Origin of the sequence: Microbacterium sp. MAH-37, from assembly GCF_009758255.1 — a bacterium.
Taxonomy (GTDB): domain Bacteria; phylum Actinomycetota; class Actinomycetes; order Actinomycetales; family Microbacteriaceae; genus Microbacterium.
Window position 1 is genome coordinate 1 of sequence record NZ_WSEN01000001.1, and the last position, 16,590, is coordinate 16,590.

Genomic DNA, 16,590 nt, shown 5'->3' on the forward strand with positions numbered 1-16,590 from the left:
CATGATGCGTGCGATCCAGGATCTGGATCAGCAGCTCGCCGGCAACTGAGCCACGAGTTTCTGTTGAGGGGTCGACCGGTTTCCGGTCGGCCCCTCAATGCGTCGTGGAGGTGGGCCCGTCGCATGGGTAGTTGTCCCCATCGACTGCCTGTTGTGGGTTCTCGTAGGGTTGTTGTTGTCGGGCCGGCTGGTCCGGTCCATTCAGTTTCTACCGGAGGTGTTTTCGATGGCCGATTTCGGTGCGTCTTATGCGGAGATGGAGCAGGTGGCGTCGTCGCTGTCGCAGGCTCGTGATGACATTCAGGGTCAGCTGGACACCCTGAAGGGGCAAGTGGACAACCTGCTGGGTGAGGACTTCAAGACGCAGCACGCGTCGGGCAAGTTCGGTGAGGGCTACGGTGAGCTGACCACGGGCCTGAAGCAGGCTGTGGACGGTATCAACGACATGTCGGAGTCGCTGCTGGGCATGATGCGTGCGATCCAGGATCTGGATCAGCAGCTCGCCGGCAACTGAGCCACGAGTTTCCGCACGAGCGGCCGGTGCTTGACGGCGTCGGCCGCTCGTCGCATTCGAGGGGGAGTGAGCGGTATGACGGATGACAGGCTGAAGGAAGCGCTCGACGGGTTGCGCGTGCGCGTGCCCACCACGCCGGAGGATGTCGCGGCGCTGCGCGCCGAGGTGCAGGCGGCGGATGCCGCGCTGGGCGAGCTGCTGCGCCGCGCTGCGACGCGGGACGGAGCGGCGGCATGACCGACGTCAGGATGGACCTCGACCGCCTGGAGTCGACCGCGCACACCGCCAAGGGGCTGGCGACGACCTTCGACGACGCGGAGGATTTCGCGGACGACATCGGCGCTCTCACCGGTCACGGCGGACTCGCGAACAAGATCGAGGACTTCGGCGGCAAGTGGGACATCGCGCGCGAGGAGCTGCGCGACAACCTGCGTTCGCAGGCCGACTTCATGCAGGCGATCGTCGACACGTTCCGTGACCTCGACGACAAGATGGCCCAGGACGGGAAATAGGAGACAACATGAGCGTCCTTCCCGGCCAGCCGGCCGAACTCACCTCCCGCGCTGCGGGTCTCGTGGCCTCTGCGGAGGTCATCCTCAACGTCATCCAGGAGCTGCGCGGCATCGTCCAGGACGACGAGGGCAAGGCCGTCCAGGCCCTGTACGAGCAGAACGAGCAGATCTCGTCCGACCTGGAGCGGATCCATCCGCGCTACAAGGGCACCGCCGACGCGATCACCGAGTACGCCGTCGCCCTCACCGCCGCGCACGAAGATGCGCACCGCGCACAGGACGACCTCGACGACGCGCTCGTCGCGCAGAGCCGCGCCGATCGCGCACTCGAAGACCTCAACGATCAGGTGAATGCCGCGGACGACCCCGCGCCGGCACTCACCGACCAGGTGCCGGGCGCGCAGCGCGCCGCGGACAACGCCCTCGCCGCCGTCGGTTCCGCCCGAGCGCGGATCGACGCCGCGCGCGAGGCCATGGATGCCGCCGCCGAGGCGGCGATCCGCAAGATCGACGCGGCGATCGACTCCACGAACGAGGGCTTCTGGGACAAGGTCGGGGACTTCTTCTCCGACATCGGCGACTTCCTCGCCGGCATCGCCGACTGGATCGATGACTTCCTGCAGGACGTCGTCAACCTGCTCAAGAAGATCGCAGACACCATCGTCGCGATCCTCGGGGCGCTCGTCGTGCTGCTGCTCATCGTCGCAATCGGGGCGCTGTTCGGCACCATCGGTCTCATCATCGGAGCGGTGATCGCCGGCGTGCTCGCCGCCTTCCTCATCTGGAGCGTGCTGTCCGACGTACTGAAGGACACCCCGAAGGTGACTGAGACGGACCCGTACGCGGACGTGAAGGAGAAGGAGCTCCCCGACGATCCGAGCCTGGCGAACGTCCTCGACGGCGCCGGCGAGGTCGACGAGCTCGGGCTGGAGGACGAGAGCGTCGTGAAGATCACGAAGGTGCTCGGTCCCGATGGCTGGTACTACACGGTGACGCTGCCGAGTACGCAGGAGTGGCTGTCGCGGTTCGGCGACAAGGGCGCCGTGAACGACCTCGACAGCAACCTCGCGCTGATGCTCACGCCCGCGCTGCAGACCCAGTACGAACGTGCGGTGCTGGATGCCATGGCGCAGGAGGGGATCGGGCCGAACGACCCGGTGATGCTCGTCGGGTTCAGTCAGGGCGGCATCATGGCCGGACACCTCGCGGCCTACAACTCCGACTACAACTGGCAGGCGGTGGTCGCCGCGGGTGCGCCGATCGACCACATGCCCATCCCGGACGACATCGACGTGGTGTCCGTGCAGCACAACGGAGATCCGGTGCCGAGACTGGATGCCATCACCGGTGACTTCGACAGCATCGATCACGGATCGAACTGGACATCGATCCGGGTCGACCCGCCGGACGCGAATCCGGTCCTCGGCGTCGACGTGGGCGCACACAACGCGGACAAGTACTCGCAGACCTACCAGGACAATCTCGCCCAGGTGCAGGCGGATCATCCGGACCTGGCGAACTTCTTCAACGATGATGGGTACACCGACATCTCCTACTATCACTGGAGCGAATGAGTATGCGGCGATGGGATGCGGGTGGTCGACGGCTGCTCGCGGTCGCCCTGACGGGAGCGCTGCTGGGCGGTGGACTGGCCGGGTGCAGTGTCCTGCCGGCGGGCGGCGGACATACGGAGGAGACGACTGTGGACTATGGCGACGTGTCGGATGCCGTGACGGAGGCTGCGCCGAGGGTCGTGGAGGTGGACTCCCTGAAGCGGTCGCGCAACGGTTTCGGGTACCGGCTCAGCATCGGCCTGGTCACGGATTCCGCGGAGCCGTTCACGAGCGCCGAGCTGGATGCGGTCGTCGAGACGATCTGGACGACGCTGCCGTGGGAGCCGAACACGATCAAGATCGTGGCAGGCGTCACGACGGCCGACGGGGAGGATCCCGTCGACCTCCGTGCCGCGGCCGCTGAGCTCAGTCCCCTCGGTGCGACCAATGCGGGCCAGGGCGGAGTCAGCCTGACGGGCATGAGAACCCGTTACGGCGCCTGGACGGCTCCGGAGTGAGCCGCCCCGAACTGCGCTTCCGCCTCCCAGGCCGCTGGTTCTCGGTCGACCTCGCCGGAGGAGACGCCACCGCGGCATCCATCCGCAGGATCGCTAAGGGCGCCGTCGGCGCCGCCGACGACCTCGCCCCCGAGCGTGCGCGGGTGCGCCAGCAGCTGCAGGAGGCCGTCGCGGCCGGTGCGCAGGGCGATCTCCGCGCCATCATGTTCTCGACCGAGATCGCCGCGGGAACCCCGCTGCCGGTGACTCTGCTCGTCTTCGAGCCGGCCGACCTGCGGATGAGCCCCGCGATCGGCACCGCGCCCGAGACGGTGCTGAAGGTCATGGCCGAGGGGCTGAAGCGGATCGACCCGGTCGCGCACGCCTCGATGGTCGAGGTGCGCGGGCCCTCCGGTCAGGCGCTGCGCACGCACCGCGTCGAGGCCGTCCAGGACGGCAGCGAGGCCGACGGCACCCTGCGGCTGATCGCCGACTACTGGATCCCGGTTCCGGGCACCAAGCAGATGCTGGTGGCACGCTTCTCCACGCCTCTGGGTGAACTGGAGAACATGATGTGCGCGCTGTTCGACGAGTTCGTCGCGGCGTCCTACTTCAGCGCGGAGCATCCGCCGTCGCTGCGCGACGAACTGTTCGCCGCAAAGGGCTGACCTGCGCGGCGCTCAGCGTCCCGCGTCGGCGAGGTGACGGGCGTGGTGGTTCAGCACCTTCACCATGATGCCGCGGCGGCGCAGTTCGGCGACCGTGCGGGTCTCCTCGTCGATGTCGCGGCCCAGCGCGTGGATCGTCGCGACGACCAGCACGTCACCGGGAACCAGCGTGTCGATCAGGCGGGCGAGGCGATCGCCCCAGCTCTCCAGGATCTCGGGAGCCGGATGGCGGAATCCCTCGATCGGCACACCGAAGCGGGTGAGGTCGTCGCGCTGCTCCACGACAGAAGGCATGCCGTCGCGACTCACGACAAGTCCGACCAGCTTCGCGCCGTCGGGGCGGGCTGACCACCAGTTGTCGTTCTGCTGCAGCTCAGTGAAGCACTTCGGGCACTGGGCGGCCGCGTGCGGCAGGTTCAGCGGGCTGGTCAGCGCGTCCTCGATCGCCGCCGGTCGCCCGTTGGTGCTCGTCACGTCGTCCATCGCCGTACCTCCTCGTCCCATTCTGCCTGACTCCCGCCTGCAGGGCTGCCGGTCAGAGCAGCCCCAGGGCGCGCACGGCCTCGCGCTCGCCGGTGAGCTCAGCGACGGAGGCGTCGATGCGCGTCCGCGAGCGCTCGCCGATCTCCAGCCCCTCGATGACCTGCCAGCGCCCGCCGACGGATCGCACCGGGAACGACGACACCAGCCCCTCCGGCACACCGTACTCGCCGTGGGACACGACGGCAGCGCTGGTCCACTCGGTGCCGCGCACCCAGTCGCGCACGTGATCGATGGTCGCGCTCGCCGCGGAGGCGACCGAGGACGACCCGCGCACCTCGATGATCTCGGCGCCGCGCTTCGCGACGCGGGGGATGAACGTGCCGTCGAGCCACGCCTCCGCGTCCCCGACGCGCTCGGCCAGGACATCCGCCACCGGCCGCCCTGCGACGGTGGCATACGAGATGTCCGGGTACTGGGTCGCGGAGTGGTTGCCCCAGATGGTCACGCCGCGGATGTCGGCGACCGGCGCGTCGAGTGCGGCGGCGAGCTGCGCCCGCGCCCGGTTCTCGTCCAGCCGGGTGAGGGCGCTGAACTGCTCGGCGGGCACGCCGTCGGCCGCCGCGGAGGCGATCAGGGCGTTGGTGTTCGCCGGGTTTCCCACCACGCTCACGCGCACATCGGATGCCGCGTGCGCAGCGATCGCACGGCCCTGGGGCGCGAAGATCCCGCCGTTCGCCGCGAGCAGGTCGCCGCGCTCCATGCCCGGTCCGCGCGGGCGGGCGCCGACCAGCAGCGCGAGGTTCGCGCCGTCGAAGCCGACTGCCGGGTCGTCGGTGACCTCGACGTCATCGAGCAGGTCGAAGGCGGCGTCCTGCAGTTCGAGGGCCGCACCCTCCGCACCCTTCAGCCCCTGCGGGATCTCCAGCAGTCGCAGCCGGACATGCTGGTCCTGGCCGAGCAGGTCGCCCGCCGCGATGCGGAAGAGCAGTGCATAGCCGATCTGTCCGCCGGCTCCGGTGAGAGTGATGGTGGTCGCCATGGATCGAGCCTAGGACGTATGCGCGCGGCGCGGCGCGGGGTACGTTTTCTGCATGACGTTCAATCCGGATGCCGACATCTCCGGCAACAAGACGCGCAGGCGCGGGCGGACGACGGCCATCGCCGGCGGCGGCGCCGTCGGCATCGTCGCGATCCTCGCCCTGCTCGCAGGTCCGCTGTTCGGCATCGACCTGTCCGGCCTGGTCGGCGGGCTGCCCGGCGGTGACCAGCAGCCCGCGGCATCCGACGGCGGCACGCTGACCGAGTGCAAGACCGGTGAGGATGCGAACACGAACGACGACTGCCGCATGGCGGGCGCCGAGGTCGTGCTCAACGACTACTGGGCGCAGCACGTCGACGGGTACGTCGAGCCGACGATGACGGTCGTCGACGGGCAGACGCCCACGCAGTGCGGCACCGCGTCGAACGCGGTCGGCCCGTTCTACTGCCCGCCGGAGCAGGGCGTGTACATCGACCCCACGTTCTTCCAGCTGATGAGGCAGCAGTTCGGGGCATCCGCCGAGGAACTCGCTCAGCTCTACATCGTGGGGCACGAGTGGGGCCACCACATCCAGAACATCACCGGCACGATGGACAAGTACCCGAACAACGGCACCGGGCCCGAGAGCAACGGCGTGCGCATGGAACTGCAGGCCGACTGCTACGCGGGCGCCTGGCTGGGCGACGTCACCGAGCTCGAGGACGACAACGGCAACCCGTACCTGGAGAAGCCGACCGAGGCGCAGATCAGGGATGCGCTGAACGCCGCCTTCACCGTCGGAGACGACCACATCCAGGAGCAGTCCGGCTTCGTGAACCCGGAGAGCTTCACGCACGGCACCAGCGAGCAGCGCCAGGCCTGGTTCGCCGACGGCTACAAGAACGGACTCGGCGTCTGCGACACCTTCTCGGTGCCGGGGGACAAGCTCTGACTTCGGGCTAGGTTGAAGGGACGCAGTCCGAACGACCGGGGGGTTGAAGGATGGATCTGGACTCGCTGTATCCGCCGATCGAGCCGTACGGGACCGGCGAGCTCATCGTGGGCGACGGCAATCGCATCCACTGGGAGCAGAGCGGCAACCCCGACGGCAAGCCGGTCGTCTTCCTGCACGGCGGCCCTGGCAGCGGAACATCCGCCTGGCAGCGGCGCTTCTTCGATCCCGAGGTCTACCGCATCGTGCTCTTCGACCAGCGCGGATGCGGCCGCAGTACGCCGCACGTGAGCGACCCGGCCGCCGACCTGCGGTTCAACACCACCTGGCACCTGGTCGCCGACATGGAGCTGCTGCGACGGAACCTCGGCATCACGGCGTGGCAGGTCTTCGGGGGTTCCTGGGGCAGCACGCTGGCCCTGGCCTATGCGCAGACGCATCCGGACGCGGTGACGGAACTGGTGCTGCGCGGCATCTTCACGCTGCGCAGGCACGAGCTGGAGTGGTTCTACGAGGGAGGCGCATCGGCCATCTTCCCCGACCTGTGGGAGGACTACCTCGCGCCGATCCCGGTGCTCGAGCGCAACCGCCTGATCGAGGCGTATCACCGCAGGCTCAGCGACCCCGATCCCGCCGTGCACGTGCCGGCGGCGGTCGCCTGGACCCGATGGGAGGCCTCGACGGTCACTCTGCGGCCGGATGCCGCGCACATCGCCACCGCGATCGAGCCGGAGCACGCCACCGCGTTCGCCCGCATCGAGAACCACTACTTCCTGCACGGCGGATGGATGCAGGAGGGGCAGCTCATCGCGGGCGTCGACGCCATCCGGCACATCCCGGCCGTGATCGTGCAGGGCAGGCACGACGTGTGCACTCCGATGATGACGGCCTGGGACCTGCACACGGCCTGGCCCGAGGCGGAGTTCGTGGTGGTCGACGACGCCGGCCACTCGGCGTCCGAGCCCGGCATCGCCGCGGCGCTGCGCGCCGCGACGGACGGCTTCCGCCCCTGATACTGCTCTGACTCGCAACGGGTGAGACCGGAGCCCCAGAAGCTGACCCTCCCGATGTTCCGGTCGCAACGGTTGCGGGTGTTGTGGTGCCGGCACCCGCAACGAGTGAGACCGGAGCCGGGGGACGGGTCAGGCGCGCAGCGCTGCGAGGAGTGTCTTCACCAGCGTGCCGAGGCCCCCGTTCGCACGGAAGCGCGTCAGACCCTCGCTGACCGTCGCAGCTGTGCGTGCACTGACGAACCACGGCGGCTTCGGCAGGATGGTCACCCGGCCGCCGCCGTTCGCCACGGGCAGTGACCGCGGGAACGGGCGGAACGGCCCTCGGACCACCGAGCGCTCCACGCCGTCGAGCAGCAGCGCGTTGTGCACGACGCCCAGGCCGCTGCCGACGTCCTGGATGGTGTTGCCCGGGAACGCGCCCCACGTCATCGTCGGGGTGATGAACCCGAACGCGGTCCAGGTGTTCACCGCGATCGAGCCGTAGTGCAGTGCGGCGATCGCGCGTCCGAACCCGCTGCCGAGACTCTTCTCGGTCGCCGGATCGATGATCAGGTTGGCACCGAGCGTGCCCTGCAGCTTCGCGTTCGCATGCGCGACGGCACCGTCGAGGAACTCCTGGCCGAGCCCGGGCAGCTCTTCGACGCCCAGCACCGGGGCGAAGTACTCGGTGTTCTCCAGCGCGGTCGCGTCGTCGTCGGCGCCGATCTCGATCAGCAGCCGGTCGGCGAGCTGCAGCGCGTCGGGATAGTCCCCGGCCGCCTGCGACATCCGGGCATCCGAGTTCGGGTACCAGATCGGGCGGTCGGGAGCCGCGGCGTACGCGCGGCGCAGCGCGGCGCGGAACTGCTCCTTCTGCGGCCAGTCCGCCGACATCAGCACGACCTGACCGGCGATGCAGTTGTGGCCGCAGTTCTGCAGTCGCATGGTGGCGACGTGCTCGGCCTGGAAGGTGAGATCCGCGTCGGACCATTCGCCCGGGACCACGATGATCGGGGAGACGCCGCCGAGCTCGGCCGTGATCGGCTTCTTCAGCTGCGGGCGGTTCTCGCGTCGACGGCGCTTTCCGTTCGCGCCGGGGCCCCACACGATCGCATCGAACGTCGCCGCGGAACCGGTGATGTGCACGTGCACGAGGTCGTCGTGCCCGGTGAGGTAGGCGCCCGCCGCGGGACCGCCGCGCACGATGCGCAGCAGGCCGGGCTCGATGAGCGGCGCGAACGCGCGCTCGTACACCGGCACCAGGGCGTCCTGCGTGGGATTGACCTTCAACAGCGCGACGCGGTTGTGCGCGAGCAGCTCGTAGAGCACGTCCAGCACGGGGATCGAGGTGATGTTGCCGGCACCGAGCACCAGGCCGACGCCGCCGTTCTCGCCGGGGGAGAGCTGCCCGAGGCCGGCAGCGTGGCGTGCGGCGTTCGGGGTGATACCCGGTTCGAGCCACACCTGCCCGGTGAAGCCCTGCAGCAGGAACCTGTCCATGCCGGTCAGCGGGAATGCGTCGACCGCGACCCGGCCACCCGATGCGCGACCGAGCCGGATGCCGTCGAGCGCACCGCGGCCCTCGGCGATCTTCGTGAGCGTGTCGATGTACGCGTCCAGCGCGCCGAGCACGCTGTACGGGCCGCTCAGCCACTCCTCGCCGCGCAGCGGATGCGCGGCGTTCAGGCCCTTGGAATCCGCGGCGACGAGAGCCCAGTCCTCGACGTTCGCGGCGGTGCTGGTGCGCACAGCACGCAGCAGCGTCGCGCGCTGCGCGACAGTGAGGGCGGCCCAGGTGCGCGATCCCGCCTGCAGGTCGCGGATCGCGGCATCCAGCCGCTCCCGTTCCGCGTCATCGAGGGCGGATGCCGCGGGCGCGGCCGTCTTCGCGGTGGCGGGGGAAGTCATCATCGTCTCCTTCGGGGCCTTCGCCTCAGCCTACGCCGCGGTCCCGCTCTGCGTGAGACCGGGTTTCACGGTTTCGGTCGTTGAGCGAGGGAGCGCAGCGACTGGAGGGGTCAGATCAGCGAGAGCTCGCGCAGCTTCGACTCGACGTCGGCGTTCGAGGGCTCGACGTGGTGCGAGGCATCCGGGTACACGACCACGGGGATGTTGGTGCGGCCCGAGATCTCCTTGGCGACGTCCGCAGCGGCCGGGTCGGCGACCAGGTCGACGTACGTGTACTCGATGCCCAGCTCGTCGAGCTGCTTCTTGGTGCGGATGCAGTCGCGGCACCAGTCGGCGCCGAACATGGTGATGCTGTCGGAAGCGGGAGTCGTCATGTCTCCAGCGTAAGGCCGTGCAGCAGAGCGGGCGCTGGGAGAGGCGCGCCACAGGAACCCGTGAAACGATGGAGCATCGTATGCCCGCACGACAGGAGGGGACGCCGGTGGCTGAAGCCGTCACGGTGATCGTGCCGACGTTCAACGAGCGCGACAACGTCGCAGAGCTCGTCGAACGCACCGCGCGCGCACTCGAGGGCAGAGAAGCCGAGATCCTCTTCGTCGACGACAGCTCGGACGACACGATCGCGGAGGTCGAGCGGGTCGCCGCATCCGCGCGGATCCCGGTGCGCGGCATCCACCGCGAGCACAACACCGGCGGCCTCGGCGGCGCGGTTGTGCTCGGACTGCAGCAGGCGGCGCACGACGTCTGCATCGTGATGGACGGCGATCTGCAGCATCCGCCAGAGCTGCTGCCCGAGATCATCGCGCGACATGAGAAGGGCGATGCGGACGTCGTCGCGGCCTCCCGCTACATCGGCGGCGGCGACTCAGACGGGCTGGGCACGGCCGTGCGCTTCGGCGTCTCGCGGGCGGCGACCTGGCTGACCAAGGCGATGTTCCCGCGCCGGCTGTGGCGCAGCACCGACCCGATGACCGGCTACTTCCTCGTCGACCGGAGGAGCGTCGACGTGGACGGCCTGCGTCCGCAGGGCTTCAAGATCCTGCTCGAGATCCTGGTGCGCTCCGATGTGCGCGTCGCCGAGGTGCCGATGTCGTTCGGCGAGCGGCGGCACGGCACGTCGAAGGCGTCGCTGCGGCAGGGTGGGACGTTCATCGCGCACCTCGCGCGGCTGCGGTTCGGCAAGATGAGCCTGTTCGCGCTGATCGGACTGCTCGGCGCGGTCGCGAACGTCGGCATCATGTGGGTGCTGACCAGGGCGGGAATGCCGTACATCTGGGCGGCGATCATCGGCGCCGAGGTCACGATCATCGGCAACTTCCTGCTGCAGGAGCGATTCGTGTTCGCCGACCTGCGCGCGGACGCGCGAGGGGTATGGGTGCGATTCGCCGCATCCTTCGCGTTCAACAACGTCGAGGCCGCGGTGCGCATCCCGGTGATGGCGCTCATGGTCGAGAACTGGCACATCTCCAGCGTGCTCGCGACCGCGCTCTCGCTGGTGGTCGCGTTCTTCGCGCGATTCCTGTTCCACGCGCTGGTCGTCTACGCGCCGCGCGGGAGGAAGGCGGATGCCGCGGCATCCGAGCCGTCGACCGACACCGCCGGCCAGCGGATCATCCGCGCGATCGACGCTGAGGCGATGCGGCCGGGCGAGCTGTAGTCCCGCACGATGCGCGCGGCACCGCCTGCCGCTAATCTGTCGCCGTGAGCGACACCACGACGACCCGATTCCGGCTGAGCAGGATGCTGCCGCGCGACCCTGCCCAGCCGCATCGTGCAGCGAGCTCACTCGAGCTGTTCTTCGACCTGGTGTTCGTGGTCGCCGTCAGCATCGCCTCGGCGCAACTGCACCACGCGCTGCGTGAAGGGCATCTGCTGGACGGCATCCTCAGTTACCTGATGGTGTTCTTCGCGATCTGGTGGGCGTGGATGAACTTCACCTGGTTCGCGACGTCGTTCGACAACGACGACTGGCTGTACCGGGTGCTGACGATCGTGCAGATGAGCGGTGTGCTCGTGCTCGCCGCCGGCATCCCGCGCGCCTTCGTCGAGCATTCCTTCCTGCTGCTGGTCATCGGCTACATCGTGATGCGCATCGCGATGGTCGCGCAGTGGCTGCGTGCCGCGCGCTCGACCGCGGAGTATCGGCGCACGGCACTCTTCTACGCTGTGGGCATCGCCGTCGTGCAGGTGCTGTGGGTGCTGTTCCTGTTCGTGCCGTCGGCCTGGCAGCTCGTCGCGTTCGTCGTGCTCGCGGCGCTCGAGCTGGCGGTGCCGCTGCTCGCAGAGGCGCAGAACACGACGCCGTGGCATCCGCACCACGTCACCGAGCGGTACTCGCTGTTCACGCTGATCGTGCTGGGCGAGACGATCCTCGCCTCGGCGAACGCCGTGATCGGAGCCCTCGATGAGGTGGAGTCGCTGCTGCCGCTGATCTCGATCTCGGCGTTGACGCTGATCGCGGCGGCGTCGATGTGGTGGATCTACTTCTGGCCCCCGCACCACAGGGCCATCACGACGATGCGCAGCTCGTTCAGCTACGGCTACGCCCACTACTTCGTGCTCGCCGCGGCCGCGGCGTTCTCGGTGGGGATCGAGCTGCAGATCGACCTGCTCACGGGTGAGGGCCACGTGGCCCCGCTGGTCGCGGCGTTCGCGGTGGCGATCCCGATCGCGGTGTTCCTGCTGGCGATCTGGTGGATCGCGATCCGTGCGAACGCCGACCCCGTGGTGAACGCCGTCGTGCCCGGGGGAGCCGTGCTGGTGCTCGTCGACGCCGTGCTGCCGCTGCCGGTCGCGCTGACGACGGTGATCCTCGTCGCCGTGGTCGTGGTGCTGGTGATCCGCCGGCCGCTGCGGCGCTGAGACCGCTCCGCCCGAAACCGGGGGGTCAGGAGGCGCCGAGCACGCCGGCGACGGCGGCGTGCAGCATCGAGCCGCGGGTCTGGGAGTCGCCCCAGCGCACCAGGCTCTGCGCGTTCAGGCCGTCGACCATGCCCAGGATCTGCCAGGCGGCGCCGGTCGGATCCGAGGTGCGGAACTCGCCGGAGTCGACACCGCGCACGATCACGTCGCGGATCAGATCGCGCCAGCCGTCCATCTCCGAGCGCACCGCCTGCGCGAGCGGCTCGTTGCGCAGGCCGTGCGCCCACGCCTCGACCCACACCAGGGTGACGTCATCACGGGTGCCGTCGATCATGGTGTCGAGCAGCGCGTCCATGCTGGCGGTCGCGGTTTCGGGAACGGCGACGAGCGCGGCCACCTCGCGCCGCTCGTCGGCGACGATCCGCTGGAAGACGTCGGCGACGAGCCGGTCCATGCCGTCCGAGTAGTGCGCGACGAGTGCCGGGGTGACACCGGCACGGGTGGCCACCGCGCGCAGCGTCACCGCGCTGATCCCAGACTCCAGAGCGAGGGATCGGGCGGCCGCGGTGATCTCGGCGGCGCGCTCCTGCGGGGCCTTGCGGCGGGCGCGGGGGCGTTCGGCGGTTGACATGATGCGGTCAGCCTACTACTGTCATCCACAGTTATTGATCGCATGATCAATATGTCGAGGAGGACAGCATGGGATGGCGGATGCCACACGAGGGCGACCCGCACGAGCGCACCTGGATGGCGTTCCCGCGCGCCGGCGTCACGCTGGGCTCGGGGGCGGAGCACCAGGAGAGCGGCTACCGCGCGTGGGCCGACACCGCCCTCGCGATCGCTGAGTTCGAGCCCGTCACGATGCTGGTCGACCCGACCGAGACACACCGCGCTCGCCGCATGCTCGGTGGCGCCGTCGAGATCGTCGAAGTCCCGGTGGACGAGTTCTGGCTGCGCGACTCGGGCCCGACGTTCGTCGTCGACGATGAGCGCCCCGGTGCGCTCGGCGCGGTGGATTGGATCTTCAACGGCTGGGGCGCGCCGGCCTGGGCCGAGTGGCAGAAGGCCGCGCAGCACGCCCGCGTCGTCGCCGAGCAGGTCGGGGCCGAGCTTGTCTCCAGCCTGCTGGTGAACGAGGGCGGCGGCATCCACGTCGACGGCGAGGGCACGGTGCTCGCGACCGACACCGTGCAGCTCGACCCGAACCGCAACCCGCTCGCCGACCGGGAGCGCGTCGAGGCCGAGTTCGCCCGCACGATCGGTGCCGAGAAGGTGGTCTGGCTGCCGCGCGGCCTCACTGCCGACTACGAGGAGCTCGGCACCAACGGGCACGTCGACATCGTCGCCACCATCCCCTCGCCCGGTCGCCTGCTGCTGCACTCGCAGCCGGATGCCGCGCATCCCGACCACGTCGTCACCCGTGAGCTGCGCGAGCACCTCGCCGCGCAGACGGATGCCGCCGGCCGCTCCTTCGAGATCATCGACCTGCCGGCACCGGAGACGCTGCGCGTGGACGGCGACTTCGTCGACTACAGCTACGTCAACCACCTTGTCGTGAACGGCGGGGTGATCGCCTGCGGCTTCGGTGAGCAGGCGGCGGATGCCCGGGCGCGAGCCATCCTCGAGGACGCCTATCCCGGACGCCGCGTGGTGACCGTCGACGCCCGTCCGATCTTCGCCCGCGGCGGCGGCATCCACTGCATCACCCAGCAGCAGCCCCTCACCCGGGTCCGCTCAGTACGGCGCTCGTCGCTGCGCTCCTCGCTCAGGAGCCGGGTGTGGGGGGAGGGTGCTCGTGATGTTCGAAGTCACTGAGGCATCCATCGCCGACCTCCGTGCGGCGCTCGAGAACGGCACCGTCACCGCCGTCGACCTCGTCGACGCCTACCTCGCGCGCATCGACGCCTTCGACGGCCCGGACACCGCCACGGCTCTGAACGCGGTCGTCGTCCGCAACCCCGAGGCGCGGGCCCAGGCCGCGGCATCCGACGCCCGTCGCGCCGCCGGCGAGACGCGAGGTCCTCTGGACGGCATCCCGTACACGGCGAAGGACAGCTACCTCGTCGCCGGCCTCACCGCGGCATCGGGATCCCCGGCCTTCGCCGACCTGGTCGCCCAGCGCGACGCGTTCACGATCGAGCGGCTGCGCGCCGCCGGTGCGATCTGCCTGGGCCTGACGAACATGCCCCCGATGGCCAACGGCGGCATGCAGCGTGGCGTCTACGGCCGCGCCGAGAGCCCTTACAGCGCGGACTGGCTGACCAGCGCCTTCGGCTCCGGGTCGTCGAACGGCTCGGGCACCGCGACCGCGGCGAGCTTCGCCGCTTTCGGACTCGGCGAGGAGACCTGGTCGAGCGGACGAGCACCGGCGTCGAACAACGCCTTGTGCGCGTACACGCCCTCGCGCGGCGTCATCTCGGTGCGCGGCAACTGGCCGCTCGTGCCGACCATGGACGTCGTCGTGCCGCACACCCGCACCATGGCCGACCTGTTCGAGGTGCTGGACGTCATCGTCGCTGACGACGCCGAGCTGCGCGGCGACTTCTGGCGTGTACAGCCGTGGGCGCCGATCCCCGCGGCATCCGAGGTGCGGCCGGAGTCGTACCCGGCGCTGGCAACCGGCAGCGGTGCCCTGCAGGGCCGCCGGTTCGGCGTGCCGCGCATGTACATCAACCAGGATCCGGATGCCGGCACCGGCACCACGATCGGAGGCCCGACCGGTCAGCGCATCGAGACCCGGGCATCCGTCATCGCCCTCTGGGAGCAGGCACGGCGCGACCTGGAAGCCGCAGGCGCCGAGGTCGTCGAGGTCGACTTCCCGTTGGTCACGAACTACGAGGGAGACCGCGCCGGCGCACCGACCCTGAAGACCCGCGGCCTGGTCAGCGAGCGGTTCCTGCGCTCCGAGATCGAGGACCTCTCTGCCTGGGCCTGGGACGACTTCCTGCGCGCGAACGCCGACCCGGCACTGGACCGGCTCGAACTCGTCGACGGCGCGCGCATCTTCCCGCGGCCCGAGGGTGCGCTGCCCGACCGCTACACCGGCTTCGACGACGACATCGCCGAGTACCCGGCGTTCGTGCGCGAGCGTCCGCACGCCGCGTTCACCGACATCCCGTACCTCGAGGAGGGTGTGCGCGGTCTCGAGGAGACCCGCCGCATCGACCTCGAGGAGTGGATGGACGGCCTCGGTCTCGACGCCGTGATCTTCCCCGCCGTCGCAGACGTCGGCCCCGCCGACATGGACGTGAACCCGGTATCCGCCGACGCCGGATGGCGCAACGGCGTCTGGGTGGCGAACGGCAACCTCGCCATCCGCCACCTCGGCGTGCCCACCGTCACCGTGCCGATGGGCACGATGGCCGACATCGGGATGCCCGTGGGTCTGACCTTCGCCGGCCGCGGCTGGGACGACACCGCGCTGCTGCGCCTCGTCGCCGCCTTCGAGGCGACCGGCGCTCGCCGCACCCCGCCGCCGCGCACTCCCGCTCTCCCCGTCGACGGAGAGGAACTCTCATGACCTCGCCGTTCCCCCGCCCCGAAGACCGCCTGCAGATCGCCGTCTCCGATGCAGACCCGTTCGCCCGCGGTGCCGAGCGCGGCAGGCAGCTGCGCGAGACGCTGCCCGGCACGATCGAGGCGTACGACCGCCTGTTCCGCCTCGGCGAACTCGACGAGAAGACGGTGCGCGACGACGCCGAGCGGCTGCTCGACGCCGTCGGTGTCCACCGTCCGGCGCTGCGTGCGCAGATCGAGGGTGTCGCCGCCGGCGCGGATGCCGAACTCTGGCGCATCGCGGCGCTGAACGGCCGAACCGAGATCCTGTCCCGCAGCGTCGCCGTACCGCCGGGGGAGTGCTCGACCATCGTGCGCTCCATCCGCGATTCGGAAGGCCGTGCGCACACGATGGGCGTGCAGACCTGGGACTGGCACATGGAGATCGCGCCGTACTGGCACACGGTCGTCTCCCGCGGCGGCGCCCACGACTACGCAGGGCTCACCGAGTGCGGCATCCTCGGCAAGATCGGTGTGAACAGCGCCGGTGTCGCGCTGCACTTCAACATCCTCGGGCACCGGGCCGACCGGCCCGAGGGCATCCCGATGCACGTGCTCGCCGCGCTGGTGCTCGAAGAGGCGACCAGCGCCGCGCACGCCGTCGAACTGGTGCGCGATGCGCCGGTCACGAGTTCCGGCTCCTTTGCGCTGTTCGACGATCAGGGTGACGCCGTACTGCTCGACATCAGCCCGGAGGGTGTGTTCGAGGCGCCCGCGATCACCGAGGGCACCTGGCTGCGCACGAACCACTTCCTCACGGCCGAGCCGGCCGCCGACGAGAAGACCTGGCTGTACCAGCCGGACTCCGGTCAGCGCTGGGACTTCCTGCGCGACCGGCTGACGCGGGGAGCTGCCCCGGCGGATGCCGACCAGCTCCGCGCCGCGCTCGTCACCGGCGACGGCCAGCCGCCGGTGACCTGCGTTCCCGACCTCGCGCTGCCGATGGGGCAGCGCTGGGCGAGCCTCGCCACGGTCGTGCTCGACCCGTCCGCGCGTCGCGCCGACGTGCTCGACGGCACTCCGGCTGAGAACACCACCCGTCCGCACATCGAGCTCGCACTCTGACCTGATCGAAG

General features: G+C 69.8%; 18 protein-coding genes. 13 read left to right on the forward strand and 5 right to left on the reverse strand.

The features are described from left to right. The first annotated feature begins 226 nt into the window (after positions 1–226). From GON06_RS00005 to GON06_RS00030, 6 genes are all read left to right on the forward strand, one after another. Positions 227–514 carry a WXG100 family type VII secretion target gene (locus GON06_RS00005; RefSeq protein ID WP_157310106.1) on the forward strand — a complete coding sequence of 96 codons (288 nt, stop codon included), beginning with the start codon at positions 227–229 and terminating at the stop codon, positions 512–514. Between the two features lie 75 nt (positions 515–589). After that, on the forward strand, positions 590–751 hold the full coding sequence (locus GON06_RS00010; protein ID WP_157310107.1) for a hypothetical protein: 162 nt from the start codon (positions 590–592) through the stop codon (positions 749–751). After that, the gene (locus GON06_RS00015) at positions 748–1,026 is read left to right on the forward strand and encodes a hypothetical protein (protein ID WP_157310108.1); all 279 of its coding nucleotides are present in this window, start codon (positions 748–750) and stop codon (positions 1,024–1,026) included. The genes GON06_RS00010 and GON06_RS00015 overlap by 4 nt, the downstream gene beginning before the upstream one ends. Before the next feature lie 8 nt (positions 1,027–1,034). Then, entirely contained in the window at positions 1,035–2,600 is a 1,566-nt protein-coding gene (locus GON06_RS00020) for a hypothetical protein (protein ID WP_157310109.1), read from the forward strand. Continuing rightward, positions 2,597–3,097: a hypothetical protein gene (locus GON06_RS00025; protein ID WP_198346554.1), complete on the forward strand. Its 501-nt coding sequence runs from the start codon at positions 2,597–2,599 to the stop codon at positions 3,095–3,097. The genes GON06_RS00020 and GON06_RS00025 overlap by 4 nt, the downstream gene beginning before the upstream one ends. Continuing rightward, positions 3,094–3,744 carry a hypothetical protein gene (locus tag GON06_RS00030; protein ID WP_157310111.1) on the forward strand — a complete coding sequence of 217 codons (651 nt, stop codon included), beginning with the start codon at positions 3,094–3,096 and terminating at the stop codon, positions 3,742–3,744. Before GON06_RS00025 ends, GON06_RS00030 begins: the two co-directional genes overlap by 4 nt. A gap of 12 nt (positions 3,745–3,756) precedes the next feature. On the opposite strand, the gene GON06_RS00035 is transcribed toward GON06_RS00030, so the two are convergent. Together GON06_RS00035 and GON06_RS00040 are read right to left on the reverse strand one after the other, a co-directional pair. Continuing rightward, the gene (locus GON06_RS00035; protein WP_157310112.1) at positions 3,757–4,227 is read right to left on the reverse strand and encodes a recombinase family protein; all 471 of its coding nucleotides are present in this window, start codon (positions 4,225–4,227) and stop codon (positions 3,757–3,759) included. Between the two features lie 52 nt (positions 4,228–4,279). Further along, the gene (locus GON06_RS00040) at positions 4,280–5,266 is read right to left on the reverse strand and encodes a malate dehydrogenase (protein WP_157310113.1); all 987 of its coding nucleotides are present in this window, start codon (positions 5,264–5,266) and stop codon (positions 4,280–4,282) included. A 52-nt stretch (positions 5,267–5,318) separates the two neighbouring features. On the opposite strand from GON06_RS00040, the gene ypfJ reads away from it, so the two are divergent. Both ypfJ and pip read left to right on the forward strand, forming a co-directional pair. Beyond that, a complete protein-coding gene (ypfJ, locus tag GON06_RS00045) occupies positions 5,319–6,197 on the forward strand; it encodes a KPN_02809 family neutral zinc metallopeptidase (RefSeq protein WP_157310114.1) in 879 nt (292 codons plus the stop codon). 50 nt (positions 6,198–6,247) lie between these two features. Then, positions 6,248–7,210 carry a prolyl aminopeptidase gene (gene pip, locus GON06_RS00050; RefSeq protein ID WP_198346555.1) on the forward strand — a complete coding sequence of 321 codons (963 nt, stop codon included), beginning with the start codon at positions 6,248–6,250 and terminating at the stop codon, positions 7,208–7,210. A 129-nt stretch (positions 7,211–7,339) separates the two neighbouring features. Here pip and GON06_RS00055 read toward each other — a convergent pair whose 3' ends face one another. Together GON06_RS00055 and GON06_RS00060 are read right to left on the reverse strand one after the other, a co-directional pair. After that, the gene (locus tag GON06_RS00055) at positions 7,340–9,100 is read right to left on the reverse strand and encodes an aldehyde dehydrogenase family protein (protein WP_157310115.1); all 1,761 of its coding nucleotides are present in this window, start codon (positions 9,098–9,100) and stop codon (positions 7,340–7,342) included. Between the two features lie 107 nt (positions 9,101–9,207). Beyond that, the gene (locus GON06_RS00060; protein WP_157310116.1) at positions 9,208–9,471 is read right to left on the reverse strand and encodes a glutaredoxin family protein; all 264 of its coding nucleotides are present in this window, start codon (positions 9,469–9,471) and stop codon (positions 9,208–9,210) included. An 80-nt stretch (positions 9,472–9,551) separates the two neighbouring features. On the opposite strand from GON06_RS00060, the gene GON06_RS00065 reads away from it, so the two are divergent. Continuing rightward, the gene (locus GON06_RS00065; RefSeq protein WP_232527989.1) at positions 9,552–10,754 is read left to right on the forward strand and encodes a glycosyltransferase; all 1,203 of its coding nucleotides are present in this window, start codon (positions 9,552–9,554) and stop codon (positions 10,752–10,754) included. Between the two features lie 83 nt (positions 10,755–10,837). Further along, positions 10,838–11,959, forward strand: coding sequence for a low temperature requirement protein A (locus tag GON06_RS00070; protein ID WP_157310245.1), 1,122 nt, complete (start codon positions 10,838–10,840; stop codon positions 11,957–11,959). Between the two features lie 25 nt (positions 11,960–11,984). On the opposite strand, the gene GON06_RS00075 is transcribed toward GON06_RS00070, so the two are convergent. Beyond that, on the reverse strand, positions 11,985–12,590 hold the full coding sequence (locus GON06_RS00075) for a TetR/AcrR family transcriptional regulator (RefSeq protein ID WP_157310118.1): 606 nt from the start codon (positions 12,588–12,590) through the stop codon (positions 11,985–11,987). Positions 12,591–12,658: 68 nt separating this feature from the next. Here GON06_RS00075 and GON06_RS00080 point away from each other — a divergent pair, with 68 nt between their 5' ends. Genes GON06_RS00080 through GON06_RS00090 form a run of 3 tightly spaced genes read left to right on the forward strand, consistent with a single transcriptional unit; the run spans position 12,659 to position 16,579 of the window. Beyond that, complete coding sequence (locus tag GON06_RS00080; protein WP_157310119.1) at positions 12,659–13,774, forward strand: agmatine deiminase family protein; 1,116 nt, start codon at positions 12,659–12,661, stop codon at positions 13,772–13,774. Then, positions 13,758–15,479: an amidase gene (locus tag GON06_RS00085; protein WP_157310120.1), complete on the forward strand. Its 1,722-nt coding sequence runs from the start codon at positions 13,758–13,760 to the stop codon at positions 15,477–15,479. The genes GON06_RS00080 and GON06_RS00085 overlap by 17 nt, the downstream gene beginning before the upstream one ends. Then, the gene (locus GON06_RS00090; RefSeq protein ID WP_157310121.1) at positions 15,476–16,579 is read left to right on the forward strand and encodes a C45 family autoproteolytic acyltransferase/hydolase; all 1,104 of its coding nucleotides are present in this window, start codon (positions 15,476–15,478) and stop codon (positions 16,577–16,579) included. Before GON06_RS00085 ends, GON06_RS00090 begins: the two co-directional genes overlap by 4 nt. The last annotated feature ends 11 nt before the right edge of the window (positions 16,580–16,590 follow it).